The organism is Actinophytocola sp. (assembly GCF_036402745.1).
Taxonomy (GTDB): Bacteria; Actinomycetota; Actinomycetes; order Mycobacteriales; family Pseudonocardiaceae; genus Actinophytocola.
On record NZ_DASWSJ010000380.1, the window covers coordinates 15,620 to 40,991 of the forward strand.

Annotated in this window: 26 protein-coding genes; 9 read left to right on the top strand and 17 right to left on the bottom strand. The window is 72.7% G+C overall.

All coding sequences use genetic code 11. The annotated features are described in order from the left end of the window. Nucleotides 1–57 precede the first annotated feature (57 nt). The 6 genes from VGD70_RS33825 to VGD70_RS33850 form a co-directional block, all read right to left on the bottom strand. Nucleotides 58–1,278 (bottom strand): RNA polymerase sigma factor, encoded by a 1,221-nt coding sequence (locus VGD70_RS33825; RefSeq protein ID WP_331088682.1) that lies wholly within the window; start codon nucleotides 1,276–1,278, stop codon nucleotides 58–60. Between the two features lie 5 nt (nucleotides 1,279–1,283). Then, nucleotides 1,284–1,628, bottom strand: coding sequence for a YciI family protein (locus VGD70_RS33830; RefSeq protein ID WP_331088684.1), 345 nt, complete (start codon nucleotides 1,626–1,628; stop codon nucleotides 1,284–1,286). Further along, nucleotides 1,625–2,218, bottom strand: a complete 594-nt coding sequence (locus VGD70_RS33835) for a dihydrofolate reductase family protein (RefSeq protein ID WP_331088685.1) — start codon at nucleotides 2,216–2,218, stop codon at nucleotides 1,625–1,627. The genes VGD70_RS33830 and VGD70_RS33835 overlap by 4 nt, the downstream gene beginning before the upstream one ends. Before the next feature lie 322 nt (nucleotides 2,219–2,540). Beyond that, nucleotides 2,541–3,386 carry a hypothetical protein gene (locus tag VGD70_RS33840; RefSeq protein ID WP_331088687.1) on the bottom strand — a complete coding sequence of 282 codons (846 nt, stop codon included), beginning with the start codon at nucleotides 3,384–3,386 and terminating at the stop codon, nucleotides 2,541–2,543. Continuing rightward, nucleotides 3,383–3,961: an RNA polymerase sigma factor ShbA gene (gene shbA, locus VGD70_RS33845; protein ID WP_331088689.1), complete on the bottom strand. Its 579-nt coding sequence runs from the start codon at nucleotides 3,959–3,961 to the stop codon at nucleotides 3,383–3,385. Before shbA ends, VGD70_RS33840 begins: the two co-directional genes overlap by 4 nt. Nucleotides 3,962–4,035: 74 nt before the next feature. Further along, on the bottom strand, nucleotides 4,036–4,263 hold the full coding sequence (locus VGD70_RS33850; protein ID WP_331088691.1) for a hypothetical protein: 228 nt from the start codon (nucleotides 4,261–4,263) through the stop codon (nucleotides 4,036–4,038). A 149-nt stretch (nucleotides 4,264–4,412) separates the two neighbouring features. Here VGD70_RS33850 and VGD70_RS33855 point away from each other — a divergent pair, with 149 nt between their 5' ends. Next, on the top strand, nucleotides 4,413–5,552 hold the full coding sequence (locus VGD70_RS33855; protein ID WP_331088693.1) for a sensor histidine kinase: 1,140 nt from the start codon (nucleotides 4,413–4,415) through the stop codon (nucleotides 5,550–5,552). Then, nucleotides 5,540–6,220, top strand: a complete 681-nt coding sequence (locus VGD70_RS33860; RefSeq protein ID WP_331088695.1) for a response regulator transcription factor — start codon at nucleotides 5,540–5,542, stop codon at nucleotides 6,218–6,220. Before VGD70_RS33855 ends, VGD70_RS33860 begins: the two co-directional genes overlap by 13 nt. A gap of 3 nt (nucleotides 6,221–6,223) precedes the next feature. Here the strand turns inward: VGD70_RS33860 and VGD70_RS33865 are convergent, their stop codons facing one another. Genes VGD70_RS33865 through VGD70_RS33875 form a run of 3 tightly spaced genes read right to left on the bottom strand, consistent with a single transcriptional unit; the run spans nucleotide 6,224 to nucleotide 9,218 of the window. Beyond that, complete coding sequence (locus VGD70_RS33865; protein ID WP_331088696.1) at nucleotides 6,224–6,574, bottom strand: RidA family protein; 351 nt, start codon at nucleotides 6,572–6,574, stop codon at nucleotides 6,224–6,226. Further along, complete coding sequence (locus VGD70_RS33870; RefSeq protein WP_331088697.1) at nucleotides 6,571–7,920, bottom strand: ATP-grasp domain-containing protein; 1,350 nt, start codon at nucleotides 7,918–7,920, stop codon at nucleotides 6,571–6,573. Before VGD70_RS33870 ends, VGD70_RS33865 begins: the two co-directional genes overlap by 4 nt. Nucleotides 7,921–7,970: 50 nt before the next feature. After that, the gene (locus tag VGD70_RS33875) at nucleotides 7,971–9,218 is read right to left on the bottom strand and encodes a tyrosine-type recombinase/integrase (RefSeq protein WP_331088698.1); all 1,248 of its coding nucleotides are present in this window, start codon (nucleotides 9,216–9,218) and stop codon (nucleotides 7,971–7,973) included. Nucleotides 9,219–9,327: 109 nt separating this feature from the next. Here VGD70_RS33875 and VGD70_RS33880 point away from each other — a divergent pair, with 109 nt between their 5' ends. Continuing rightward, nucleotides 9,328–10,422, top strand: coding sequence for a hypothetical protein (locus VGD70_RS33880; protein ID WP_331088699.1), 1,095 nt, complete (start codon nucleotides 9,328–9,330; stop codon nucleotides 10,420–10,422). Between the two features lie 91 nt (nucleotides 10,423–10,513). On the opposite strand, the gene VGD70_RS33885 is transcribed toward VGD70_RS33880, so the two are convergent. Then, on the bottom strand, nucleotides 10,514–11,605 hold the full coding sequence (locus VGD70_RS33885; RefSeq protein ID WP_331088701.1) for an XRE family transcriptional regulator: 1,092 nt from the start codon (nucleotides 11,603–11,605) through the stop codon (nucleotides 10,514–10,516). A gap of 86 nt (nucleotides 11,606–11,691) precedes the next feature. Beyond that, nucleotides 11,692–12,360 (bottom strand): hypothetical protein, encoded by a 669-nt coding sequence (locus VGD70_RS33890; RefSeq protein WP_331088703.1) that lies wholly within the window; start codon nucleotides 12,358–12,360, stop codon nucleotides 11,692–11,694. Between the two features lie 89 nt (nucleotides 12,361–12,449). Here VGD70_RS33890 and VGD70_RS33895 point away from each other — a divergent pair, with 89 nt between their 5' ends. Further along, complete coding sequence (locus tag VGD70_RS33895) at nucleotides 12,450–12,575, top strand: hypothetical protein (RefSeq protein WP_331088705.1); 126 nt, start codon at nucleotides 12,450–12,452, stop codon at nucleotides 12,573–12,575. Nucleotides 12,576–12,597: 22 nt separating this feature from the next. Here the strand turns inward: VGD70_RS33895 and rox are convergent, their stop codons facing one another. Continuing rightward, complete coding sequence (rox, locus tag VGD70_RS33900; RefSeq protein ID WP_331088706.1) at nucleotides 12,598–14,025, bottom strand: rifampin monooxygenase; 1,428 nt, start codon at nucleotides 14,023–14,025, stop codon at nucleotides 12,598–12,600. Between the two features lie 496 nt (nucleotides 14,026–14,521). Here rox and VGD70_RS33905 point away from each other — a divergent pair, with 496 nt between their 5' ends. Genes VGD70_RS33905 through VGD70_RS33920 form a run of 4 tightly spaced genes read left to right on the top strand, consistent with a single transcriptional unit; the run spans nucleotide 14,522 to nucleotide 19,216 of the window. After that, on the top strand, nucleotides 14,522–15,466 hold the full coding sequence (locus VGD70_RS33905; RefSeq protein WP_331088708.1) for an NmrA/HSCARG family protein: 945 nt from the start codon (nucleotides 14,522–14,524) through the stop codon (nucleotides 15,464–15,466). A 1-nt stretch (nucleotide 15,467) separates the two neighbouring features. Continuing rightward, nucleotides 15,468–16,538, top strand: coding sequence for an LLM class flavin-dependent oxidoreductase (locus VGD70_RS33910; RefSeq protein WP_331088709.1), 1,071 nt, complete (start codon nucleotides 15,468–15,470; stop codon nucleotides 16,536–16,538). Then, entirely contained in the window at nucleotides 16,535–17,149 is a 615-nt protein-coding gene (locus tag VGD70_RS33915) for a CE1759 family FMN reductase (protein WP_331088711.1), read from the top strand. Before VGD70_RS33910 ends, VGD70_RS33915 begins: the two co-directional genes overlap by 4 nt. A gap of 42 nt (nucleotides 17,150–17,191) precedes the next feature. After that, on the top strand, nucleotides 17,192–19,216 hold the full coding sequence (locus VGD70_RS33920; RefSeq protein WP_331088713.1) for an AfsR/SARP family transcriptional regulator: 2,025 nt from the start codon (nucleotides 17,192–17,194) through the stop codon (nucleotides 19,214–19,216). A gap of 95 nt (nucleotides 19,217–19,311) precedes the next feature. Here VGD70_RS33920 and VGD70_RS33925 read toward each other — a convergent pair whose 3' ends face one another. Genes VGD70_RS33925 through VGD70_RS33935 form a run of 3 tightly spaced genes read right to left on the bottom strand, consistent with a single transcriptional unit; the run spans nucleotide 19,312 to nucleotide 22,626 of the window. Then, a complete protein-coding gene (locus VGD70_RS33925) occupies nucleotides 19,312–20,796 on the bottom strand; it encodes an MFS transporter (protein WP_331088715.1) in 1,485 nt (494 codons plus the stop codon). Further along, entirely contained in the window at nucleotides 20,793–22,088 is a 1,296-nt protein-coding gene (locus VGD70_RS33930) for an NAD(P)/FAD-dependent oxidoreductase (RefSeq protein ID WP_331088717.1), read from the bottom strand. Before VGD70_RS33930 ends, VGD70_RS33925 begins: the two co-directional genes overlap by 4 nt. Beyond that, nucleotides 22,081–22,626 carry an SRPBCC family protein gene (locus VGD70_RS33935; protein WP_331088718.1) on the bottom strand — a complete coding sequence of 182 codons (546 nt, stop codon included), beginning with the start codon at nucleotides 22,624–22,626 and terminating at the stop codon, nucleotides 22,081–22,083. Before VGD70_RS33935 ends, VGD70_RS33930 begins: the two co-directional genes overlap by 8 nt. Nucleotides 22,627–22,664: 38 nt before the next feature. On the opposite strand from VGD70_RS33935, the gene VGD70_RS33940 reads away from it, so the two are divergent. After that, on the top strand, nucleotides 22,665–23,669 hold the full coding sequence (locus VGD70_RS33940; RefSeq protein ID WP_331088720.1) for a 3-oxoacyl-ACP synthase III family protein: 1,005 nt from the start codon (nucleotides 22,665–22,667) through the stop codon (nucleotides 23,667–23,669). A 6-nt stretch (nucleotides 23,670–23,675) separates the two neighbouring features. Here the strand turns inward: VGD70_RS33940 and VGD70_RS33945 are convergent, their stop codons facing one another. Then, entirely contained in the window at nucleotides 23,676–24,509 is an 834-nt protein-coding gene (locus tag VGD70_RS33945; protein ID WP_331088722.1) for an alpha/beta fold hydrolase, read from the bottom strand. Further along, on the bottom strand, nucleotides 24,506–25,372 hold an 867-nt coding region (locus VGD70_RS33950), incomplete at its 5' end, for a beta-ketoacyl reductase (protein WP_331088724.1). The genes VGD70_RS33950 and VGD70_RS33945, both read right to left, overlap by 4 nt.

The following is a 25,372-nucleotide window of genomic DNA, read 5'->3' on the forward strand; positions in this document are numbered from 1 at the left end:
GCCCGCGCGGCCATTGAAGGTGGCCGGGTGGCGCGCCCCGCGCTGGACGCCGGCCACCTAGCCGGCTCCCGGACTCAGGGCGTCGCGGGCTCGGCGTAGGAAGTCCTGCTCAGCCGCATTGTCCGTGTGGGTCAGGGCCGCCTCGTACGCGGACGCCGCCTCGGCCGGCCGGTTCAGGCGGCGCAGCAGGTCGGCGCGGATCGCGTGGAAGAGGTAGTAGCCGTCCAGCGGCAGCGACTCGACCAGGGTCAGGGCGGCGGCCGGGCCGGACACCTCGGCCACGGCGACCGCCCGGTGCAGCGCCACCACCGGCGTGGGCGTGCACGTCAGAAGCTGGTCGTACAGCGCGACGATCTGCCCCCAGTCCGTCGCCGGCGCGGACACGGCATCGCTGTGGACGGCGGTGATCGCGGCCTGGAGCTGGTACGGCCCGGGCTGGTTGCGCCGCAGGCACTGCCGCACGATGGCCTGCCCCTCGGCGATCAGCGAGCGGTCCCATAGCGACCGGTCCTGGTCGCCGAGCCGCACGAGGTCGCCACCGGCGCCGACGCGGGCCGGGCGGCGGGACCCGGTGAGCAGCATCAGCGCCAGCAGGCCCAGCACCTCCGGCTCGTCGGGCATCAGCTCGGCCAGCAGCCGGCCCAGCCGCACGGCCTCCGCGCACAGGTCGTCGCGCACCAGGTCGGTGCCGGAGCTGGCCGTGTAGCCCTCGTTGAAGATCAGGTACACGACCGCGAGCACCGACCGCAGCCGCGCGGGCAGGTCGGCCTCGTGGGGCACCCGGTACGGGATCCGCGCGTCGCGGATCTTGCCCTTCGCGCGGACCAGCCGCTGGGCCATCGTCGACTCGGGCACCAGGAACGCCCGCGCGATCTCCGGGGTGGTGAGCCCGCCGAGCAGCCGCAGGGTGAGCGCCACCTGGGCGGCGGTGCCGAGCGCGGGGTGGCAGCAGGTGAAGATGAGCCGCAGCCGGTCGTCCCGCACGGCCCCCACCTCCTCCGGTTCCGACTCGGCGTGCAGCAGCGCCGCCTGGGCGTGCCGGTCCGCGCGGGAGGCCTCCCGGCGGAGCCGGTCTATCCCGCGGTTGCGTGCGGTGGTGATGATCCAGCCGGCGGGGCTCGGCGGCAGCCCGGTCTCGGGCCAGCGCTCGACGGCCGCGGCGAACGCGTCCTGGACCGCCTCCTCGGCGACGTCGATGTCGCCGAAGACGCGGACCAGGACCGACACCGCCCGGCCGTGCTCCTCCCGGAAGACCCGCTCGACGTCCAGGTCAACCATGCACGTCAGCCATTGGCCGGGCGAACCTCGATCCACAGCGGCTCGAGCACCGTGGCGAGCCGGCCGGCCCACCCGAGCGCGGCGTCGAGGTCGGCCACCTCGATGACGGTGAACCCGCCGAGGTACTCCTTGCCCTCGACGAACGGCCCGTCGGTGGTGAGCACGTCCGGCCCCTTGGCCCGCAGGACGGTCGCGGTGCTCGGCGGGTGCAGCCCGGCGGCGAACACCCACACCCCGGCGTCGCGCATCTCCCCGTTGAGCGCGTCGAGCCGTTCCATCACCGGCCCGAGCACCTCGGGTGGTGGCGGCTCGCCCTCCGGCTGGTAGATGCTCAGCAGATACTGCGTCATCGCCCCGTCCCTCCCCGCACCCGGTAGGTCGCCAGCACCACGCCGGTCGTCGTGGTCACGCTATCGACAAGGTCGAGATCCGCCACCGGGGCGCCGTCGGGGAACAGCCGGCGGCCGGTGCCGAGGATCAGCGGGTAGATCGAGAGCAGGTACTCGTCGACGAGGTCGTGCCGCATCAGCGTGGCGACGAGCTCGCCGCTGCCGAGCACCGCGATGTCGCCGCCCGGCCCGGTCTTGAGCTTCGCCACCGCCTCCGGCACGTTCTCCGGGATCAGGACCGAGTTCTGCCAAGGCAGCGGCCCGGACCGGGACACGACGTACTTCGTGCTGTTGTTCAGCACGCCGACGATCGGGTTGTCGGCGGGCTGGCTGGGCCAGTAGCCGTGGAGGTCGTCGTAGGTGCGGCGGCCGAGCAGCAGCCGGCCCTCGCCGGTCATGCGCTCGCCCATCACGCGGCCCATGACCTCGTCCTGGTACGGGACGGCCCAGCCGCCGCGGGTGAAGCCACCGCGGGTGTCCTCGTCGGGCCGGCCGGGGGCCTGCATCACGCCGTCGAGGGTGATGCTGTTGACGACCACGATCCTGCGCATCGCGCGCTTCCTTCCGTGGAGGGCGTTTGCCTCCTACACGAACGGTGGATCGCCGTTTCGACACCCGGCGCGGTGACTTTCGTGTGGTGCCCCTCCCGGGAGCGGGCCGGGAGGGACACCACGTTCTCGTCGGGCCCGGGCCCACCCGGGGCTGGGGGCCGGCGTCATCGGACTCGACGAGCGGCGTCGGCGCGGGGGGTGTCGCCGACGCCGGGTCTGGCGTGTGCGGACGTGAATCGGGAGACGCGGCAACGTGCAACGCGCTGTGGCGGTATTGATCTCGATTGCCAACGACAGGGTGAGCGCCGTTGGTCCGATCGGCCTAGTTGCCTGGGTCGAGCGGTGCGCTCGGGTCGACTTCCGGGGTCGGGACCGACGGAAGGACGGCGTTCGCCTCGGCCTTCTTCTCCTTCTTGGCCTTGGTCGACGTCGGCGGCTGGCCCTCACCGCCGCCGGTTCCCCCGCTGCCCTGCTCGCTGCCTCGCTCGGTGTCCTGGCGGGTGTCCGGGGCGCCGTTCCTGGTCCGCGGGACGGCGTCGGGGACGAGTGCCGGTGGCGTGATCTCGACGCTCGCCGTCGACTTGCCGGGCGCGACCGGTGGCAGGGCGGGCAGCAGTTCGCGGACCGTGGCGATGTCGGTGCGCAGCCGGTGCTCGTCGGTGGGCTCGTTCACCTTGTCCGCCAACGAGTCCGCGACGGCGAGCAGCCGCGCGGCCTCGGGGTAGTGGCCCTGGTCGGCCTCGGTCTTGGCGTCGGACACGGCGCGGTCGGCGTCGTCCCGCGCGGCCCGCGACTCGGCGAGGTCGCCGTACATCACCCGGGTGACCGGCCACAGCGGGCTGCTCGGCCCGGCGTACGCGGCAGCGATGGTGACCGTGCCGCCGGCGACGAGTACGGCGGCCGCGGCGCTCAGCGACACGCGGGCCACCCGCCGCGGCCGGCGGCGCTTCGCCGCGCTCCTCCGGCGCTTCGCCGGGCCGGGGGCGGTGATGGCGGCGGTGACGGCGTCGAGCAGGCGGGGGTCGACCGGTCCGGCGGCGGGCAGGCCGGCGCGCCAGCCGGCGAGCATCCGTTCGACGTCACCGGCGGCGGGCTCGCCACGGCCGAGCCGGTCGAGCAGGTAGTCGTCGTCGCGCAGGGTGGCGAAGTCGGGCTTGTCGGGGCTCATGCGACCACCTCGTCGGGAGCGTGCTCGCGGGCCCATTCGCGCAGCCTGGCGAGTGCCCGCGACTGCGCCATCCGCACGGCGGCGGGCGACTTGCCGATGACCGCGCCGACCTCCTCGGCGGTGAGGCCGGCGGCGACGCGCAGCACGATGATCTCCCGCTGCGCGTCGGTGAGGTCGTTGAGCAGGGGCAGCAGGCGGCGGGAGAGGTCGGCGGTGATCGCGAGGTCCTCGGGGTCCCAGCCGTCGTCGACGGGTTCGGGCACGGTCTCGATGGGCCGGATGGCCTGGGCGGCGGACGCGGTGCGGTGTGCGTCGGCGACCTTGTGCGCGGCGACGCGGTAGACGAACGCGGTGAACGGCAGCCCGCGGTCCTGGTAGCGCGGCAACGCCTCGAACACCGCGAGGCAGACGTCCTGCGCCACGTCGTCGGGCGTCTGGTCACCGCGGCCGAGCGAGCCGAGGTGCGCCCAGCAGTAGCGCAGCACACCGGGCCGGATCCGCGCCAGCAGGTCGGCGGCGGCCCCGGGATCTCCCCGTCTGGCACGTCGCGCGAGGTCGTTGTCGAGCGTCACCACCGTCGTCGCCCTCTCGTGGGCCCCCTTGCCCTCACCCTAACGATGATCAGTGATCCACGGTTAACGGCGGGGCCTCATGCGTGGACCTTCTCCGCCACCACCACAATGACCGCGCCGACGGCGGCCACGCTGAGGTTGGCGTACAGCTCGTAGCCCGCCAGCGCGTCGATGTTCGGGATCACGAACCGGTTGAAGACGTTGAGCACCACGCTCATCAGCGGCTGGACGAAGAGGTGGTCGATGGTGCCGCTGATCCCCGCGACCAACAGGAACAAGCCGACGAACTGGATGGCCTTGCGCATGGCCCAACGCTACGAACCCGGTGCCCCGCCGCGGATCGGCCGACGGTCCCCGGATGCGGGCGGCCGCCGCGACCAAGGTATCGAGGCGCCCGACGAAGGTCTCGATCTCGGGCCGGTCGCCGGACCTGGGCCGTACGCTCCCGAGCAGGATGAACGACACCCTGCTCCTGCCCCGCCGCGGCACGCGCGACTGGCTGGTGGACACGGCACTGTTCCTGTTCGCGGTCCTCTTCGGCGCGCTCATCGCGGTGCAGCGCTTCCGCGCGCTGCCCGACCCGGCGTGGCTCTACGACGTCGACCAGGTCGTCGGCGCGGTGGCGTGTGTCGCGGTCTGGCTGCGGCGCAGCAGGCCGGTCGAGCTCGCCGTCGTGCTCGTGGTGCTGTCGACGGTGTTCGAGTTCGTCTCCGGGCCGATGCTCGTCGCGCTGTTCTCCGTCGCGGTGCACCGGCCGGCGCGCACGACGCTCGCGGTGTTCGGGCTGAGCGTGCTGAGCGCGACCGGCTACGCGCTGCTGCGGCCCGAGCCGGACGCCCCGCCGCTGCTCCTGTGGATGTTCGGCGTCGCGGTCCAGGCCGCCGCGGTCGCGTGGGGCATGGTCGTGCGCAACAGGCGCGCGCTCGTCGAGTCGCTGCGGGACCGGGCCGAGCGTGCGGAGACCGAGGCGCACCTGCGGGCCGACCAGGTGCGGCACGAGACCCGCGCGGCGATCGCCCGGGAGATGCACGACGTGCTCGGCCACCGGCTCTCGCTGCTGAGCGTGCACGCGGGCGCCCTCGAGTTCCGGCCGGACGCGCCGCCGGCGGACGTCGCGCGGGCGGCGACGGTCATCCGGGAGAGCGCCCACCAGGCGATGCAGGATCTCCGCGAGGTGATCGGTGTGCTGCGTGCTCCCGTCGGTGAGCTGCCGCAGGCGACGTTCGCCGACGTGCCGGCGCTCGTCGCCGAGTCGGAGCGGGCCGGCATGCGGGTGTCGCTGTGCACGTCGGTCGTCGCGCCGGTGCCGGACACGCCCGGGCGGACCGCGTACCGGGTGGTCCAGGAGGCGCTGACCAACGCCCGCAAGCACGCGCCGGGCGCCGAGGTCCGCGTGTCCTTGTCGGGCACGCCGGGTGCCGAGCTCGCCGTGTCGGTCGGCAACGGCCCGCCGACCGGGCCCGGGCCGTGCGGCCCGCCGGGGCAGGGGCTCGCGGGACTCGCCGAGCGGCTGGCCCTGGTCGGCGGGCGGCTCGAGCACGGGCCGACCTCCGATGGCTGGCGGGTCGCGGCCTGGCTACCGTGGCCGCCGTGACGACACCCGAGCCGGTCGCCGTGCTGATCGTGGACGACGACCCGCTCGTGCGGGCGGGCCTGGCGATGATGCTCGGCGGCGCGCCGGACATCCGGGTGGTGGGCGAGGCGGGCGACGGCTCGGAGGTGCTGGGCTCGATCGACCGGCACGGCCCGGACGTGGTGCTGATGGACATCCGTATGCCGGCGGTGGACGGGCTCGCCGCCACCGAGGCGGTGCGTGCCCGCCACCCGGCACCCGAGGTGATCGTGCTGACCACGTTCGACGCGGACGCCCACGTGCTGCGTGCGTTGCGGGCCGGCGCGGCCGGGTTCCTGCTGAAGGACACCCCGCCGGCGCAGATCGTCGCCGCGGTGCGGGAGGTGGCCCGCGGCAACCCGGTGCTCTCGCCGGCGGTGACCCGCCGCCTCATAGCACGGGTGGCCGACACCGACGCCGACCGGCGCGGGGTTCGCGCCAGGCGGCGGCTGGCCGGGCTGAACGAGCGGGAGCGCGAGGTGGCCGTGGAGGTGGGCCACGGCCGGTCCAACGCCGAGATCGCCGCCCGCCTGTACCTGTCCGTGCCCACGGTGAAGACCCACGTGTCGAGCGTGCTGACCCGGCTCGACCTCAACAACCGCGTGCAGATCGCCCTGCTGGTCCACGACGCGGGCCTGCTCGACGGGTGAGCGTCAGGGCGCCTTCACGATCGCGTCGATCTCGACCTCGCAGCCCCTCGGCAGCGACGCCACGCCGACCACGGTCCGCGCCGGCCGCGGCTCCGGCCACAGGTCGAGGTACTGCTCGTTGGCCGCGTCCCGCAGGCTCAGGTCGGTGACGAAGTAGGTCAGCTTGACCACGTCCTCGAGCCGCGCGCCGACCGTGGCCATCCGCTCCTGCAGCTGCTCCAGCGCCGCGTCGACCGCCGCCCGGCCACCGGAGACGATCGTGCCGTCCGGCCGCACCGGCAGCGAGCCGGACACGAAGACCAGGCCGGCCGCGACGACCGCGGGGCTGTACGGATGCTGCGGGTCGGTGCTCACCGACCACCTCCATCGGGCTCGATCTCGAACGTCACCAGCGCGTCGGCCTGTGCGTAGATGTCCTCGAGGTCGGCGTAGTCGTCGAAGCCGGCGACGACGAGGTTGACCGCGAAGATCTCGTAGTCGGCGGTGATCAGGTCGCCGGGCCGCACGGACGGCACGACCTGGAGCACGTCGGGCAGGTCGGCGACCGCGTCGAGGCCGTGGATCGCCTTGAGGCGACCGGTTCGCCCGGGGAACAGGGTGAGCGTGGCGAGCGGGATGGGCAGCGGCGGCGCGCTGCGCGGGCAGGGCACGCCGCGGGCGAGCGAGATGACCTCGGCGGCGGTGTTCACGCCGGTGCGCAGGCCGTAGAGGGTGCCGAGCAGCTGGCCGCCGGGCCGCCCGTTGACCTCGACGACGGTGGGCCCGGCCTGCGCGTCGTCGATGATCTCGACGCAGCCGGCGACGTTGTCCAGGCCGACGGCGCGGACGGCGGCCACGACGCAGGCCTCGATCTCGGCCTCGCGCCGCGGGTCCAGGCCGATCGGCGGGCTGACGAAGCCGCGCTCGAAGAACCGGTCGTCGATGAGGAACTTGTCCACCACCGGCAGGGCCTCGACCTCGCCGTCGCGGACCACGAAGTCCACTGTGTACTCGGGGCCGTTGAGCCTGCCCTCGACGAGGAAGCCGCGGGTGGGGTCGATGGTGGTGCCGTCGCCGTTGTCGACGGGCCGGGCGTAGAGGTTGCGCAGCTGCGGGGCGTCGAGCAGCCGGGTGCTGATCTTGGTGTGCGCGGCGGCGAGCTCCTCGACGGTGCGGACCGGCTCGACGAGGTGGCTGCCGGCGCCGTTGACCGGCTTGATCACCGCGGGGAGGCCCACCCGCGCGGCGACGGCCGCGGCCTCGGCGGGGTCGTGCATGAGCGCGAACCGCGGGGTGCTGAGGCCGGCCCGGCGCAGCGCGGTGCGGGTGGCGTACTTGTTGCGGCACAGCAGCAAACCGCGGGCCGGGGTGCGCCCGACGCCGAGGATCTCGGCGGCGCGGGCGGCCGCGACGAGGGTGCCGTCGGAGGCGGAGAAGACGGCGCCGAGCCGGTGGCCCTGGCTGAGCGTGCGGGCGGCCTCGGCCAGCTGCTCGGGGTCGGTCGGGTCGTCGACCACGGCGAGGCCGTCGACGAGCTTGTCGAGCTCGATGGCCTCCACGGTGTCCAGCGGCCCGGTGACGAGGCCGATGACGCAGCCGGCGGCGCGGACCGTCTCGGCGGTCTGGGCCACCCACACGATCCCGGTGTCCCGGACGACGACGACGATCTCCGTGCCCATGCCTGCCCCCTGCTCGACCAGCCCGCTCGTGGAGTCTCGCACGGTGGGGCCGATTCGTTTCGGGCTCGGTCTCGTTTCAGGCTCGGTCTCGTTCAGGCTCCGTCGAGCTCGAGCGCGTCGGCGACGAGGTCGACCGCGCTGCGGGCCGGGTCGCGGGCGGCGCTGTTGTAGACCTGCTCGGTGGTGTCGATGCTGGTGTGCCCGACGTCGGCCTGGACGTGGACGAGCTGCGCGCCGGCCTCGACCGCGGTGGTGACGTAGAAGTGGCGCAGGGCGTGGGGGTGCATGGCCCCGGCGACGTCGCGGAGTGGCTCGCCGGCGGCCGTGGCGAGGCGGCGCAGGAGCTGCCAGACGGCCTGGCGCTGGTAGCGGTTGCCGGTGCGGGTGAGCAGTAGCGGGCGGCTGGCCTGTGGTTCGCGTCTGGCGGGCAGGGTGGCTCTTTCGTTCTCGCCGCTGATCCGCAGGTAGTCGGTGAGTGCTTGCTCGGCGGCGGCGTGCAGGTAGACGACGCGGGTCTTGCCGCCCTTGCCGTGGACCCGCAGCGCGCGCCGCCCGCGGGTGACGTGGAGGTCGGCGCGGTCGAGGTCGCAGAGCTCGCTGACCCGCAGGCCGAGCGTGAAGAGGGCGACGACGGCCTTGGCGCGCGCCGTGTCCTTCTCTCCGGCGCCCTGCCGCCTGGTGGCCGCGGTCTCGTAGAGGGCCCGCACCTGGCCGGTGGTGAGGACGATCGTGGCGGTGGTCGTGCCCTTGGGCTTGACGAGCCCGAGCCGGCGCCGGTTGAGCCCGGCGGGGTTGCCGTCGGCGAGGCCGGTGTCGGCGAGGTGGGTGTAGAGCGCCTTGACGGTGGCGAGCATGCGGTCCCGGGTGGCGACGGCCGCGCCGGCGTCGTCGAGGTTTTCGAGCCAGGCCTTGACGTGGGTGGAGGTGGCGGCGAGGGGGTCGATGCCGCGGCTTGCGCACCAGCGGAACCAGTGGAGGTGGCGGAAGCGGCCACGCGCGGCTGGGGGAGGGATGCGGCCGGGTTTTGCGACGCTCGGTGTGGCGCTCGGGGTGGTCCTCGGTGCGGTCCTCGGGGTGCCGAGGGCGGCGGCGTAGCGGGCGACGGCGGTCGACCAGGGGTGGTCGGTGTCGCCCGCCACGCCACCGTGCAGCCAGTCGCGGAGGTCGGTGGGGCTCGTGGGGAGGCCGAGGCCTTCGGCGTAGGTGCGGCGGGTGGCGGTGTTGCCGTAGCCGGCGAGCCAGTCGGCGATGGCCCTTAGTAGTTCCGCGGGGTCGCTGACGCTCGGCCAGGGGCCGTTCGCCGGCGCCAGATCGGTGCCTCGAGCCGCTATCTCCGTCACCGGCTCAGCTTAGCTACAAAAGCACACTTCTGTAGCTGACCTTGGTTATATGTTATCTAACTCGTATGATTGGTTGCCGGTTATAGAACTGTCTACTAGGGTATGGATCATGGGCGAACAGGTTGAAGCGGACATATCGGGCCTCTGTGGGTTCAGCCGGTGCCGGGCGCCGCTGCCGGGGCCCGGGCCGAAGGGTGGCCGCCCGTTCGCTTACTGTCCGGACCGCTCCTGGCCAGGTGGGAAGACGTGCAAGCAGCTCGCCGCCGCGCAGGAGGCGCTGGCGGAAGCGCTCGAGGAGCGGGGGAGCGCGGAGCTGGTGGCGGCGGCCACCACGTTCACCGCGGCCGCCGACCGCGTCGCCGGCCCGCTCGCGGAGGTCCTCGCCGCCGCCGAGGCGCTACGCGGCCGGCTCGCGGAGGAGATCGAGGCCGCCGCCGACCGGGCTTCGCGGGCCGAGACCGCGGCCGCCACCGAACGGGGCCTGCGCCAGACCGCCGAGTCGGCCGCCGGGGAGGCGCGGGCCGCCGCGGCCGAGGCGAGGTCGTCCGCCGATGCGGCCATCCGCGAGGCCGGGTCCAACGCCGAGGCCGAGATCCACTTGGCGCGCGCGACCGCGGAGGCCGACGTCCAACTCGCCCGCACCGAGGCGGAGACCGAGGTCCGGCGGATCCGCGAGGCCACGGCGGCGGAGATCCAGGAGGCTCGGGAGGCGGCCGAGGCGGAGATTCAGCACCTCAACGAGGCCGCCGACGTGGCGGTCCAGACGGCCCGCGACGCCGCCGAGACCGCGATGGCCGAGGCGGAGCGCCACCGCCAGGACCGCGACCAGGCCCGCGCGGAAGCCCGCGCCGCGAGGGAGTCCGCCACCCGGGCCGACCTGGCGAAGGCCCGCGCGGAAGGCATGGCCACCACGAACGCCGACCGAGCCGACGCGGCCACCCGGTCCCTGACCGAAGCGACGACGAGAGTCGCGACCCTCACCACCGAACGCGACACCGCCCGAGTGGCCGAGGCCCACCTTCGCGAGGCCCTGAGCGAATCCCGTACCACCGCCGAAACGGAACGAGCGAGGCTCACCGCCGAGGTCACGGCCCGAACGCAGGACCCCCGCCTAACCGCGATGCGCGAGGTCCTCCTGACCCCCGCCACCCCGGCCGAGGACGTCCGCACCCGCCTGCTCGCGGTGCTGCTGGACCAGGGCTGAGTGGACCGGTTGACCACCGGCGGCGCGGCGCGCCGACAAGGCGCTGCGGCTGGACGGCGGGCTGAACGGCAAGGGGCAGTGGCGGCCGAAGTCAGTGGACCAGGCGGAGGCGGGGTTTCGGGTTCGGCATGCCTATCAGGTCTCTCAGGCGGGGGAGTCCTATGTGGAGGCGTTCGGCGAGCAGCGGTAGCGGTAGGCCGTGGTCCGCGGCCAGCTCTACCGCTCTGCGGAGCAGCGCCGGTTGTTCCCCGGCGTAGTCGGCGTGGACCGGTTCGTGGGTGCGCCACCCGAGGGCGCTGAGCGTGGCCATCGTGCGGCGGACGGTGGAGTCCGCGTACGCCGCCAGGTCCTTGCCCCGGTAGAGGAGGGCCTCGACCGACACCCCGTAGGCGTCGGCCGTCTGCTTCAGCGCGGGGATGTCCACCGGGGTGGGGAGCAGGGGGCGGATCTCGGCGGCCGGCATGAGCAACTCCGCCGCGAACGCGTTGGCCTGGCGCTCGTGTTGGGCGGAGCCCGGGGCGGGGTCGGGGTGCAACAACAGATGGCCTAGCTCGTGGGCCACCGAGAAGCGGCGGCGCATCGGGTTTCCCTTGTCGGACAGGGCAATCATCGGGCGGCCGTGCAGCGCGGCGGAGAACGCGTCGATCGCCACGCTGTCCACCGCCGGCATGCCGGCCACGACGATGCCGCGGGCCTCGAGGTTGCGCACCAGGTGCACGACCGGGCCTGTCGGCAGGTCCCACGCCTTCCGGATGGTGCGCGCGGTCCGGACGACGTCACCGTGGGGAATGCCCAGCGGCAGGCCCAGGTCGACCGGCGGCAGCTCGATCACCTGGTCGAGCTGGTCGGTGATCTCCCACAGCAGCTCCACGTGCGCCAGGGCCTGCTGGCGCTGCACGGCGGTGGTCGCGCGGAGCGAGCGGAAGTGCGCCTGGGTGGTGTCCAGCCGCAGCTGCGGCCGGCCCGCGGCGAAGAACCCGACGGGCACCTCCAACGCGCGGGCACACCGGGTGAGGACCTCGGCGCTCGGCCGGGACTGGCCCAGCTCGTACTGCGACACGGCCGCCGCGGTGCGCTCGATCAGCACGGCCAGCTCACGCTTGCGCAGGCCGGACAGCTCCCGGGCCATCGTCAGCCGGGCGGGGGCGAATGCCTGCGCGACGGCGGCGGCATTCGTGGTCACGACAAACCCCCTGGGCAGACGGGCACGGGAAACTAGCGCCATCGTGGTCGAGCACGGAGCGTGGCGCCAATCGGGTGAAGCGTGAGTTATTCGGTGGCGGCCGGCGCCTCGGAGCGCGGTCGCAACGGCAGCATCGGCTGCGGCAGGCCGAACGCGTCGGGCGCGGGCCGTCCGGACGGCACCGCCGCGGCGAGCCGGGATGCGACGTCGTAGAGCTGAACCCGCCAGGTCCAGTCGATGTGGTTGTCTTCCTGCAACGTGCCCTGGCCGGCCCACAACCCGGTGAGGCCGACGGCTTCGGTGCCGTTCCACGGGAGGAATAGCCTCTCGCGGCCGGAGAACCAGGCGTCCAGGCGCGGGAAGAGCCCCTCGCCGTCGCCGGCGCCGAACAGCTCGCGGCGGAGCTCGCTGGCATCGCCGAGGGACCTGTCCGGTCCCGACGGCATCAGCAGCGGATACATCCCCACCTTGGGCAGCTTCAGCAGCAACGCCTGGAAGGACGTGTCGACCATCAGGCCGGGCAGCTCGCCGACGAGTGAACTCGCCGTCGCCCGGAGGTACTGGTAGCGGTCGGTGCCGAAGCTCGTGTTGTTGTCCCAGTTGCCGCGGGAGCTGTTCCGCCGGGCCGGTTGAAGGTCGGCCGCGGTCTCGTGCGCGTCGTGCAGCCACCGGCAGAGGACGGCGGTGAACTCCACTATCTCGTGCGGTCGGAGGAGCGTGGCGAGGTACTCCATGTGTTTCTGGTCGTTCGCCACTGCCGCTCCTCTTGATCGAAGGACCCGGTTCGGGGTCGGTCACTTGATTCTCGCCCCGGAATCCGTCACGGCGGGGGACCTCCGTCGGCGTGTCGCCCGGCCGAACGCTGCGCCACGCCGACGGCCGGACCATGCCGCTCGCCACGCTGTTCGGCCGCACCGTCGCGATCGAGTTCCACGCGGCCGCCACCCCAAGCACCAGGAGGTCCCGATGAGATCGATCTTGCTGGGGCGCGCTCAGCTGACGGGAGCGCCGAACCACGTGGGCAGCTGGCCGACCAGATCCTGCTGGTCTTCACCGACCCAGGCCACGTGGCCGTCCGGCCGCAGCAGCGCCGCGGGCGCGTCGAGTTCCTCGCTGACGTCGACGACGTGGTCGACCCGATCCGCCCAGCCCGCCACCGAGAGCCGGCCGGTCTGGTCGAGCAGCAGGCCGCGGCCGCCGTGCATCAGCTCGTAGAGGCGCCCCCGCTTCAGTCCGATGTCCCGCAGCCGCCGGCCGAGTAGCTCATGCCCCTCGCCGAAGTCGTAGCGGATCCCGATCGCCGTGATCTTCCCGATCAGGTACCGGGTCACCTCCTCGAAGTCCATCAGCTCGGACATCAGCCGGCGCGCCGCCTGGGGACCCGGCTCGAGGGACGTCAGCTCGACCTGCGCGCGGGTGTTGTCCAACACGTCGGCGGCCACCGGATGCCGTTCGGTCTGGTAGCTGTCCAGGAGCCCCTCCGGTGCCCAGCCGTCGACCTCGGCGGCCAGCTTCCAGCCGAGGTTGAAAGCGTCCTGGATACCGAGGTTGAGCCCCTGCCCGCCCATCGGCGGGTGGATGTGCGCCGCGTCGCCGGCGAGCAGCACCCGGCCGACCCGGTAGCGCTCGGCCAGCCGGGTGGCGTCGCCGAACCGGGAGAGCCAGCGCGCCGAGTGCACGCCGAAGTCGGTGCCGGCGACCTCCCGGATCTGGTGCTTCAGCTCGTCCAGGGTCGGCGGGACCGTGCGGTCCTCGGCCACCCCGGCGGCGGGCGCGACGGCGCGGTACACCCCGTCCCCGATGGGCCCGACGCCGAACCCCTTGTGGGTCTCGCGGGCTTCGGCCACCACGGCCGCCACCGTCTCCGGCGACGCGGTCAACTCCACCTCACCCAGCAGCCACTCCTTGCTGGCGGGCTCGCCGGGGAAACCGACGCCGAGCAGCCTGCGCACCGTGCTGCGGCCGCCGTCGCAGCCGACGAGGTAGCGCGAGCGCAGCCGCGTGCCGTCGGCCAGCTCCACGGTCACCCCGTCCGCGTCCTGGCTCAGCCCGACCAGTTCGCAGCCGCGCCGGATCTCGGCGCCGGCCTCGACGGCGTGCTCGGTCAGCAGGCGGTCGGTGGTGGTCTGCGGGATGCCGAAGAGGTACGGATGCGCGGTGTCCAGCCGGTCCGGCGAGGGCTTGATGATGCCGGCGAAGACACCACGGAGCGGGTACTGCTGGCCGAGCGGGTGGAAGCGCTCCAGCAGACCGCGCTGGTCCATCACCTCGACGCTGCGCGCGTGCAGGCCCAGCGAGCGCTCGATCTTGGTCGGCTCCGCGTCCTTCTCCAGCACGACCACGCGCACGCCGTGCAGCCGCAACTCACCGGCCAGCATCACGCCGGTCGGTCCGCCGCCGGCAACGATCACGTCAATCATGAAGACCCCCCATTCGACAAAGGTTGCATTTCGGCCAGCTGCTCCGCGCAGTCCACCGGCGGTTCGACCTCCCGCGAGACCCGCCCGTCGACAAGAGCACACGTACTTCGCGAACCCCCGTTTTCCGCACGTTCTGGCTTCGGCCGGAGATTCTGCGGCACGACCCGGGTCTTGCCGCAAGCCCCCCGGTGCGCTATAAATTAGACATGGCAAGGAGTGGGTGACCTCCTTGCCATTGTCTTTTGTCTGCCTTTTGTCGTCCGCTGTGGACGGACAAGCTCCTCCCGAAGCGGTGACGCGCCGGCCTTCCCGCAGGTGCAGGGCGCGGCCCGGTTCGGCGAGCCACACCAGCCCGTTCGAGCACTGCGGCTGACCTGCCACTCGGCGCGGCGTGCACGGGTCGTGCACCGGACGTGCACGCCACGCCAATGTCGCGCTGGCTAACTCGTCTGTGGGGGCCGGAGAGCCCGGACCCGCACAGGCAAGGAGCCAGCTCATGAGCGACAAGAAGATCATCGCGGTGGTCGGCGCGACCGGGTCCCAGGGCGGCGGCCTCGCGCACGCCATCCTCGACGACCCGGACAGCGAGTTCGCCGTGCGGGCGCTCACCCGCAACCCGTCCTCCGCCGCGGCCCAGGCGCTCGCCGCCCGCGGCGCCGAGGTCGTCGCCGCGGACCTCGACGACCCCGACAGCGTCCGCAAGGCCTTCGACGGCGCGTACGGCGCGTTCGCGGTGACCGCGTTCTGGGAGTACAACTCCGTCGAGCGCGAGCAGGCCCACGTCCGCGCGGTGGTCGACGCCGCCAAGGCCACCGGCCTCCAGCACGTGATCTGGTCGACGCTGCCCGACACCCGGCTGCACGTCCCGCTCGAGGACGACCGGATGCCGACCCTGCACGGGAAGTACAAGGTGCCCCACTTCGACAGCAAGGGCGAGTCCGACCAGGTCTTCCTCGACGCCGGCGTCCCGACGACGTTCCTGTCGACCACGATGTACTTCGACTCCTTCACCACCTTCGCCCACCCGGTGCGGGCCGAGGACGGCACGCTCGTGCTCACCCTCCCGATGTCGGACAGCCCGCTGCCGAGCGTCGCCGCCGAGGACATCGGCCGGACCGCGCTGGGCATCCTCACCGCGGGCACGAAGCTGGTCGGCGAGACCGTGGGCGTCTCCGGCGAGATCGCCACCGGCGAGGAGTACGCGGCCAAGCTGAGCGAGATCTTCGGCGAGAAGATCGAGTACCGGCCGATGAGCCCCGCCGACGTCCGCGCGCTCGGCTTCCCCGGCGCGGACGACACGGCGAACATGTTCCAGTACTACGCCGAGTTCTCCGACTACTTCACCCGCTCGCGCCTGCCCGAGAACGTGCGTGCCCTCAACCCCCGGTTGCAGGACTTCAGCACGTGGCTGCGCGACAACCGCGACAAGTTCAGGATCTGACATGCAGTTCGGGATCTTCGGGGTCGGTGACATCGCCACCGACCCCGCGACGGGGCGGGTGCCCACCGAGCACGAGCGGCTGACGGCGACGGTCGAGACGGCCGTCCACGCCGAGGAGGCCGGGCTGGACGTCTTCGCGTCCGGCGAGCACCACAACCCGCCGTTCGTGACGTCCTCGCCGACCACGCTGCTGGCCTTCGTCGCGGCGCGGACCAGCCGGCTCATCCTGTCCACGTCGACGACGCTGATCACCACGAACGACCCGGTGAAGATCGCCGAGGACTACGCGATGCTCCAGCACCTCGCCGACGGACGGGTCGACCTGATGCTGGGCCGCGGCAACACCGGCCCGGTGTACCCGTGGTTCGGCAAGGACATCCGCGACGGGATCGCGCTCGCGGTGGAGAACTACGCGCTGCTGCGCCGGCTGTGGCGCGAGGAGGTGGTCGACTGGCAGGGCAAGTTCCGCACCCCGCTGCAGTCGTTCACCGCGACGCCGCGACCGCTCGACGACGTGCCGCCGTTCGTGTGGCACGGCTCGATCCGCAGCCCGGAGATCGCCGAGCAGGCCGCGTACTACGGCGACGGGTTCTTCCACAACAACATCTTCTGGCCCACGGAACACACCCGGCGGATGATCGACCTGTACCGGACCCGGTTCGAGCACCACGGGCACGGGCCGGCCGACCAGGCGATCGTCGGGCTGGGCGGGCAGGTGTTCATGCGGAAGCGGTCGCAGGACGCGGTCGCGGAGTTCCGGCCGTACTTCGACCGCTCGCCGGTCTACGGCAACGGGCCCTCGCTCGAGGAGACCATGCGGCAGACGCCGCTGTCGGTCGGCAGCCCGCAGCAGGTGATCGAGCGGACGCTGCGGTTCCGCGAGGACTTCGGCGACTACCAGCGCCAGCTGTTCAACGTGGACGGCATGGGCCTGCCGAAGAAGGCCGCGCTCGAGCAGATCGACATCCTCGGCGAGGAGGTCGTTCCGGTGCTGCGCAAGGAGTTCGCGATCGGCCGGCCGGCACACGTGCCGGACGCGCCGACGCACGAGTCGCTGGCGGCGCGGAAATGACCCGCACGCTGGCGGTGGTGTCGGCCGGCATCGGCCGGCCGTCGTCGACCAGGCTCCTGGCCGACCGGCTGGCGCTCGCCACCGCCGCCGCGCTCGGGTCCGATGTGGACACTCAGGTGGTGGAGCTGCGCGAGCACGGGCACGACCTGGTCAACCACCTGGTGAGCGGCTACCCGGCAGCCGAGCTCGAGCTGGTGCTCGACCTGGTGGCGCGGGCGGCCGGGCTGATCGTGGTGACGCCGACGTATGCCGCGTCGTTCAGCGGGCTGTTCAAGACGTTCGTGGACGTGCTCGACGACGAGGCGCTGGTCGACAAGCCGGTGCTGCTGGGCGCGACCGGCGGCACCGGGCGGCACTCGCTGGTGCTGGAGAACGCGATGCGGCCGCTGTTCACCTACCTGCGTGCGGTGGTCGTGCCGACCTCCGTGTTCGCCGCGCCGGAGGACTGGGCCGGCGCGGCGGCGCCGGACCTGCTCGCGCACCGCGTCGAGCGGGCGGCCGGGCAGCTCGCGCGGGAGATCTCGCTGCGCGACGCGCCGGTCGTGCCGGACCCCTTCGACCCGCCGCCGCTGGACCGCCTGCTGGAATACCATCCGCCCGGAAGCCGTTGATGCTCTTCTGAGTGAGTGCTCGGTTCCGGAGGGGAGTCGCGGGTGACCGGACAGCTGCGGTTCGAGGTGCTGGGGCCGGTTCGTGCGTGGCGCGGCGACACCGAGGTCGAGCTGGGTTCACCGCAGCAGCGGGCCGTCCTCGCCATCCTTCTGCTGCGTGGCGGCGCGCCCGCGTCGACCGACCAGCTGATCTCCGCGATCTGGGGTGAGACGGCGCCGCGGGCGGCCATCGGCATGGTCCGGTCCTATGTCTCCCGGCTGCGCCGCGTCCTGGGCGACGGCTTCATCGGGTCGGTCGGCGGTGGTTACGCGCTGCCGGCCGGTTCCCTCGACATCACCGACTTCCAGCGCGGGATCAGCGCCGCGCGGGAGGCCCGGCACGCGGGCGACCACGCCGCGGAGGCCGGGGCGCTGCGGTCGGCGCTCGCGTTGTGGAAGGGGATGCCGCTCGCCGGGGTCAACGGGGAGTACGCCGAGTACGAGCGGACGCGGCTGTTCCAGGTCCGGCTGGCGGCCGTCGAGGACCTGGCGGCGGCGGACATCGAGCTGGGCCGGCACGTCGAGGCCGCGGCCGACCTCGCGCCGGTGGTGATCGAGCAGCCGCTGCGGGAGCGGCCGCGGGAGCTGCTGATGCTGGCGCTGTACCGGTCGGGCCGGCAGGCCGAGGCGCTGGCGGTGTACCAGGAGACCCGGCGCCTGCTCGACGAGCAGCTGGGCATCGCGCCGGGGCCGGAGCTGCAGGAGATGCAGCACCGGATCCTGGTGTCCGACCCGGCGTTGGCCGGCCCGCCCGCCCCCGCGCCCGCCGTGGCCGCGACCCCGGCCCAGCTGCCGCCGGACCTGCCCGACTTCACCGGCCGCGACGACCTGCTCCCCGGCCTGCGCGACGCGCTCACCCCGTCGGACGCGAGCGTCCCGGTGCTCGGCGTCGTGGGCTTGGCCGGCGTCGGCAAGACCGCGCTGGCCGTCCACACCGGTCACGCGGTGGCCCCGAACTTCCCGGACGGCCAGCTCTTCGTCGACCTGGGCGCGACCGCCGACCCGCTCGCGGTCCTGCTGCGTGGCCTCGGCGCGGTGGTGCCGGACTCGCCCAGTGAGCAGGTGGCGCTGTGGCGGACGCTGACCACCGGCCGGCGCCTGCTCGTGGTGCTCGACGACGCGCGTGACGCCGACCAGGTTCGGCCGCTGCTGCCCGGTTCGGGCGGTGCGGCGGTGGTGATCACCGCGCGGCAGCGGCTGTTCGGGCTGGCGTACGTGCATTGGCTGAAGCTGGACGGCCTGCGCGAGGACGAGGCGCTGGCGTTGTTCGAACGCCTGGTGGGCCCGGCCCGGGTGGCGGCGGAGCCGGCGGAGGCTCGGCGGTTCGTGGCCAAGGCGTCCGGCTTGCCGCAGGTGGTGCAGGCGATGGGCGCCCGGGTGGCGTCGCGACCGGGCTGGAGCCTGGCGACGGCGGGGGAGCGGATCCGCCCGCCGAGCCCGGGCGAGGTCGTGCGCCGCCCCGAGTGCACCGCGATCGAGAGCCCCTACGAGTCGGCGCTGGATGACCTGAACCCGGCGCAAGCCCGAGCGTTCCGGTTGCTGGCCGTGCCCGACGGCCCGGACATCTCGGTCGCCGCCGCGGCGGCGGTGCTGAACGTGCCGGTCGCCGATGCGGAGTCCCTCTTGGAGTCCCTGGCCGACACCCACCTGATCGAGCCAGGCGCAACGGACCGCTACCGCTACCTCACCCCGGTCCGGTCCTTCGCCAGGGGCAGGGCGCTCCTCGACGACGGTCAACCCGAGTGCCAGGCCGCGCTCGCCCGGCTGACGGCGTTCTACACGGCGTCGGTGCGCAACGCTGTGCTGGCGACGCGAGATCGCCCCGGCGACGCGTCGGGCCTGGAGTTCCCGACCGCCGAGTCGGCACGCACGTGGCTCCTGCTGGAACACGACCACCTCTGGGCGGCCGCCGCCCAGACGGCCGGCATCCCGGCGACGCAGACCACCCAGCTGACCACCCTCCTGGCCCGCGAGACCCACTCGTGGCCGGACCTGCTCCCGGCGGAGCCCGCCCCGCTGCCCGGCTGACCCGCTCGGCTCGTGGCCCGCGTCCGCGCTTGTGGTCACTGTCTTGGCCGCTGGCCACCAAGCGCAGGATCGGCTGACGTGCCGATGGGCGGCGGTTACGCGCCCTGGATGGTGGTGACGTCCACGCGGCCGCGCACCGTCGGCCCGGCGAGCGCCACCAGCACGGCGACGCCGGTCAGCACGATCATCACGGTGAACCCGTGGTGGAACCCGGAAACCATGGCGTCGGCGGGGGTGGCGCCGGCGGCCTGCTCGCTGGCGAACCGCCGGGTGGCCAGGGTGGCCAGGACCGCGAGGCCGACCGCGCCGCCCACCTGCTGGGCGGTGTTGAGGATGCCGGAGGCCGCGCCGGCCTCGGACGCGGCGATGCCGGTGACCGCGGTGACGGTGTTGGGCACGAGCGCGAGGCCGAGGCCGGTCCCGCACAGCAGCAGCGCGGGGAGGAGCTCGGCGGAGTAGCTGCCGGTGACCGTGGTGCGCAGCAGCAGGAACTGGCCGGCACCGCACAGCACCAGCCCGGTGACGACCAGCGCGCGGCTGCCGACCCGGGGCAGCAGCTTGATCGCCACGCCGGTGAACAGCGCGATGGCCAGGCCGAACGGTGCCCAGGACCAGCCGGTGCGCAGCGGCGACCACTGGTGCACCTGCTGCATGTACAGGGTGAGGAAGAAGAACATCCCGTACAGCGCGGAGGCCGCCAGCATGGTGAGGATGTTCGCCACGGCGACCGGTCGGTGCGCGAGCAGGCTGAGCCGGATGAGCGGGTTGCCGGCCCGCAGCTCGTAGGTGACGAACGCGGTCAGCAACGCGGCCGAACCGGCCAGGCCCGCGATGGTGACCGGGTCGTCCCAGGACCGGTGCGAGGTGTTGATCACGGTGTAGATCAACAGCAGCAGACCGCCGGTGACCAGCGTGGCGCCGATCGGGTTGAGCCGGCCGCCCCGCTCGGGCGCGGCGAGCCCGCGGTTCGGGAGCAGCAGCGTCAGCACGCCGAGCACGATCGCGATCGGCACGTTGACGAAGAAGATCCACTGCCAGCCGACGGTGTCGGTGATGACGCCGCCGAGGATGACCCCGCTGACGCCGGCGATCCCGATCAGGCCGCCCCACAGGCCGAGCGCGCGGCGGCGCTCGTGCTCCGTCGAGAACGTGACCACCAGGATGCTCAGCGCGGCCGGGCTCAGCAGCGCACCACCGAACCCCTGGATCGCGCGGGCCACGACGAGCAGTTCCGGCGAGTCGGCCAGACCCGCCAGCAGCGAGGCCGCGGCGAACAGCGCCAGTCCGATACGGAACATCCGCAGGCGACCGAACAGGTCGGCGCACCGGCCGCCGAGGAGGAGGAACCCGCCGAACAGCAACATGTACGCGTCGACCACCCAGGCGAGCGACGCGGTGCCGAAGCTCAGCTCCCGGCCGATCGACGGCAGTGCGACGTTGACGATCGTCTCGTCGATCACCACGACGAACTGCGCGCCGCAGGTGATCGCGAGGGTCAGTGCGGCGACCCAGGCGGAGTGCGGGCGACGGGTCAGGACCTCGCCGCGCACGGCGCCCCGCATCTGGTTGACCACGCTCACATGCCTACCGCACGCGCCTCAAGAGTGGCTCGAGCTGCCTTTCTTGGGCGGGCGGAGTACAGGGCACGGGCGATGAACGCGGGGTTCAGCAGCTTCAGCATCGAGCGGTTGCGGGTGATCACGGCGGTGAACTTGGCGGCCACCTTGGGATCCCGGACCGAGGCGGCCAGCACCACCTTCATGATCCCGGACAGCGCGAGCCGCGTGCTGAGGTCGATGATCTGGGCCTGGTGCGGGAGCAGCCGGAAGCGGTGGGTGCGCTCGTAGCGGCGGGCGGCCTGGTCGATGCGGTTGGGGTGGCCGGCGCGGACCGCGTCGGCCACGGCGTCGCTGAGCCACTCGCCGCCCTGGATGGCCCAGCCGCAGCCCGACCCTTCCAGCGGGTCGGCGACCATCGCGGCATCACCGACCAGCGCGACGCCGGGCGCGGTGATCCGCCAGCGGGTGACGCTGGGGTAGGAGCGGGCGCTCAGCACGTCCGAGGTGCGCTGGGCGCGGGACAGGTCGGGGCCGTCCGGCACGTTCCGGTACGCGTCGAGCAGCACGCTCTCCTTGTCGGCCTGCTCGCCCGGCAGCCGGTTCTTGTCCAGCATCGCGGCCAGCACGACGTGGCCGTCGTCCATCGCGCCGAGCGAGAGGACGTCCGGCATGTTCAGCCAGATGCTGAGCGTGCGGTCGGCGGGCACGTCGACGTTGCGGTAGTGGGCGAAGAGGAAGAACCGCTTGGGATCGGTCTTGTACCCACGCAGCCCGGCGAGCTCGGCGACCTTCGACGAGAAGCCGTCGGCGCCGACCACCAGGCGGGCGCCGAGCCGGCGGGACTCGCCGCCGACGGTCGCCAGCACACCGTCCACCCGGCCCTGGCGGTCGCGGGTCAGCTCCCGCACCTTCGCGCCCATCACCAGGTCCACGCCCGCGGCCTCGGCGGCGGCCTTGCGCATCAACGGATCCAGGGTCTCCCGCCGGATGTTGTAGCCGTGCGGCGGGCAGTCGTCGGACTCCGGAACGTGCAGCCAGCCGTAGGGCGTGTTGAACGCGTCGTAGGCGCGAACGCCGCCGGCCGCCTCGATCGCCTTGTCCACCCCGATCCGCTGCAGGGTGGGCAGCGCGCTGGAGCGGATGGAGGTCGTGCACATTCGCTTGTAGGTGGACGGGTGGCGATGTGCCTCCAGCAGCGCCACGTCCAGACCGCTGCGTCCCAGAAGGATCGCCGCGGTGCAGCCGGCGAGGCCGCCGCCCACGATCACCACGTCGTAGTTGTCGGCCAGGTTGTCAGCCACGGTGTCAGCCATGGTGGGCCTGCTTCTGCCTGGTCTGCCGGTCCAGGTAGACCTTCGCCCGGTCCATCTCGCCGCGGATGTTGCCGGGGAGGGTCCGCCGCAGGATCGCCTCCATCAGCCACCGGGCGGCGGGCGTGACGTCCATGGAGGTCACGCTGCGGACCCGGGTGCCGCCCTCGACCGGCGTGCACTCGAACGAGGCGTCGAACCTGACCAGGTGGCGGATCCACCGGTTGTGCGGCAACGGCGCCATCGACATCTCGATGGAGGTGCCCGGGACGCGGCGCACCCACATCACCATCTTGGGCGCCGGCCCGGGAATGCCGGGCAGCACCGGGCGGAACTTGAACTCGGTGAGATCGCCGTCGCGACGGGCCCAGTCGATTGTGCCGATCTTGTCATCGACCTCGGCATAGCGGTGGACGTCCAGGACGAACTCGAGAAAATCGTCCGGCGTGCAATTCATCGTCTCTTCGACAACGACTTCCAGCATGCGAGCAGCATAGAGCGCACCCCCGGTTGTTTCGCAAAAAGCGCTCGCCTCCGACATAGTGGGAAACACCCCGGCAGCCGGCGAGAGGATGGCTTGTGTCCGAGCTCAGTATTGCCGCGTTCGGCCGGTATCTGCCCGCCGAGGTGGTCGAGGCGGAACCGGTCGACCCGGCGGTGGATCCGTTGGGCGCCAACCCGTTCCTGCGCCCGCCGCGCACCCGGCACCGGGTCGGGCAGGGTGAGCGCGCCGCGGAGATGATCGAGCGGGCGGCGCGGCCGATGTTCGAACGGCTCGGGATGGACCCGGCGGGCAACGTGGATCTGTTGCTCACCAACGTGTTGCTGCCGGACAACTTCATCACCGGCAGCGGTGCCGAGGCCGCGCGGTTGCTCGGCTGCGACCCGGAGCTGGTCCTCGACGTGCACAACAGCGGCTGCGCCTCGTTCCCCTACCTGCTCAGGATCGCCCGGTCGATGATCGTCAGCGGCGAGGCGCGGCGGGTGCTGATCGCCAACGTCCAGAACACGGCCGGCCAGGTGTACGCGCAGCCCGAGCTGAGCAGGACGAACAGCGCGCTGACCGCGGGGGACGGCTGTGGTGTCGCGTACGTGACCGCGGACGAGGCGTCGCCGGTGCTCGGCGTGCACGTCCGCAGCACGCCCGCGTTCGCCGCGGACATGAGCCTGGTGACCGGGTCCGGCCGCAGGTATTGGGAAGAGGGTCCCGGCGAGGTCGAGATCGCGTTCGCCGAGGAGCGTCAGAAGGAAATCATCGAACGCGGCAACCGGCTCGTTCCCGAGGTCGTCGGGGAATTGTGCAGCAAAATCGGAGTCGGGCTCGAGGAGATCGACCTCCTGGTGACCAACCAGCCGAACCGGATATTCCTGATGAAATGGCGGAACACGCTCGGGCTGTCGCCGGACCGGCATTTCGACACATTCGACAGGTTCGGCAACCTGTATGCCGCGGGAGTGCCGGTCACGCTGGCGACCGCGGCCGCTGAGGGGAAACTGCGCGACGGCGCGCTGGTGGTGATGGCCGGGTTCGCGCACGCGGGCGACTTCGCTGCCGCCGCCGCGATGCGCTGGCACTCCGGCTGAGCACGGCTACCGCACGCCGGCGGTCGGCAGCCACCTCTCGATGGCTTCGGCGGTCACCCCGGCGTGCTCCTCGAGGATGGAGAAGTGGTCGGCGGCCACCGGCGTGACGGTGTCCGCGACCTGCCATGCCGGCCAGGGGCTCGCGGAGGCGCTGACCTGTAGCACCGGGACCGTCGCGTGGGTGTGCTGCCAGTCCTGGAAGATCCGCAGGTATGCACCCATGGCGAGCAGGTTGTCGTCGTTGACGATGACCCCGTCGGGATCTCGGTCGAGCACGCTGCCCATCGCCCAGTCCAGCATGGCGTCCTGCCGTGCGGGGCTGGGGTCGAAGGTGTCGATCAGTACGACGCCGCGGGCGGCCGGCTGACCGGTGCGCGCCATGCGCCCCGCCAGCGCATGCGCGACGACGCCGCCGATCGAGTGACCGACCAGCACGTAGGGTCCGCCGCCCGCGACCAGGTGGACGGTCGCGGCGAGGGCGTCGAGCGCGGCGGTCCAGGTCGCCGGGACCGGGCTGTCGCGGTCGAACCCGGGCAGGACCAGCGCCGAGGTCCGGGCTCGCCGGTCGAACGCGGTCGCCAGCCTGACGAACTGATGTGGCCCGGAGCCGGCGAGGAACGACGGCACGTAGATCAGCTGGGGCCGGGCGTTCCCCTCGCTGACGAGCACCCGGCGCGGCGGGCCGGTCAGCTCGGTCGCCGACCGGAAGGCCGGGATGAAGCGGGATCCGGTGGTCAACATCGGGAGGGCGTCGGGCAGCCGGCCGGCGTCGTGCGCCTGCCGCAGCAGCCGGGTCAGCGAGCCGGGGGCGGCGCGCGGCATCAGCCTGGGAGTGGTCACCGGATCCCCAGCTCGTTGTCGATGAGGTCGAACAGCTCGCTGGCCGACGCCGACTCGATCTGGCCGGCCGACACGGCGGGCACGGCGTCGACGAGGAACCGTTGGAGCGCCTGCAACCGCTCGGCGAGTCGGCTGCGCTCGGTGTCGGTCACGGTCTCCGACAGCACGGCCAGCTGGTCGAGCACGGCGTCGACCGGATTCGGCGGCTGCTGCGGCCGCAGGTGGGTGAGCAGGTGCTCGGTGAGGGCTCGTGGTGTCGGGTGATCGAAGACGAGCGTGGGCGGGAGGGTGAGCCCGGTGGCGTGGTTGAGCTGGTTGCGGAGCTGGACCGCGGTGAGGGAGTCGAATCCGAGGTCCTTGAACGTGCTGGTGGTCTGGATGGCGTGCGGGCCCGAGTGGCCGAGGACGGCGGCGGTGGTGGTGAGCACGACCTGCTGGACGTGGTCGTGGTGCTTGCCGGGTGGCAGGTCGGCCAACTGCTGGAGCAGGGCGCCCTTGTTCGGCTTCCCGGCACCGCCGCGGCGGGCGGTCGCCGGCAGGAGCCGGTGGAGGATGGGCGGTGCGGTGTCCGCGCTGAGCCCGGTGGGGGAGAAGCGCATCGGGCAAAGCTGGGGCGCGGTGTGCGCGATGGCGGTGTCGAGGTGGTGTAGTCCGGTGGTGGTGGGCATGGGGTGGATGCCGGTGGTGGTGAGGCGGTTGTGGTCGGTTTTGGTGAGGTGGTGGGTGAGTTCGGTGCTTGCTTGCCAGTGGCCCCAGGCGAGGGTGGTTGCGGGTTGGTGGTGGTGGTGTCGGTGGTGGGCGAGGGTGTCGAGGAAGGTGTTGGCTGCGGCGTAGTTGGCTTGTCCTGGTCCGCCGAGGGTGGC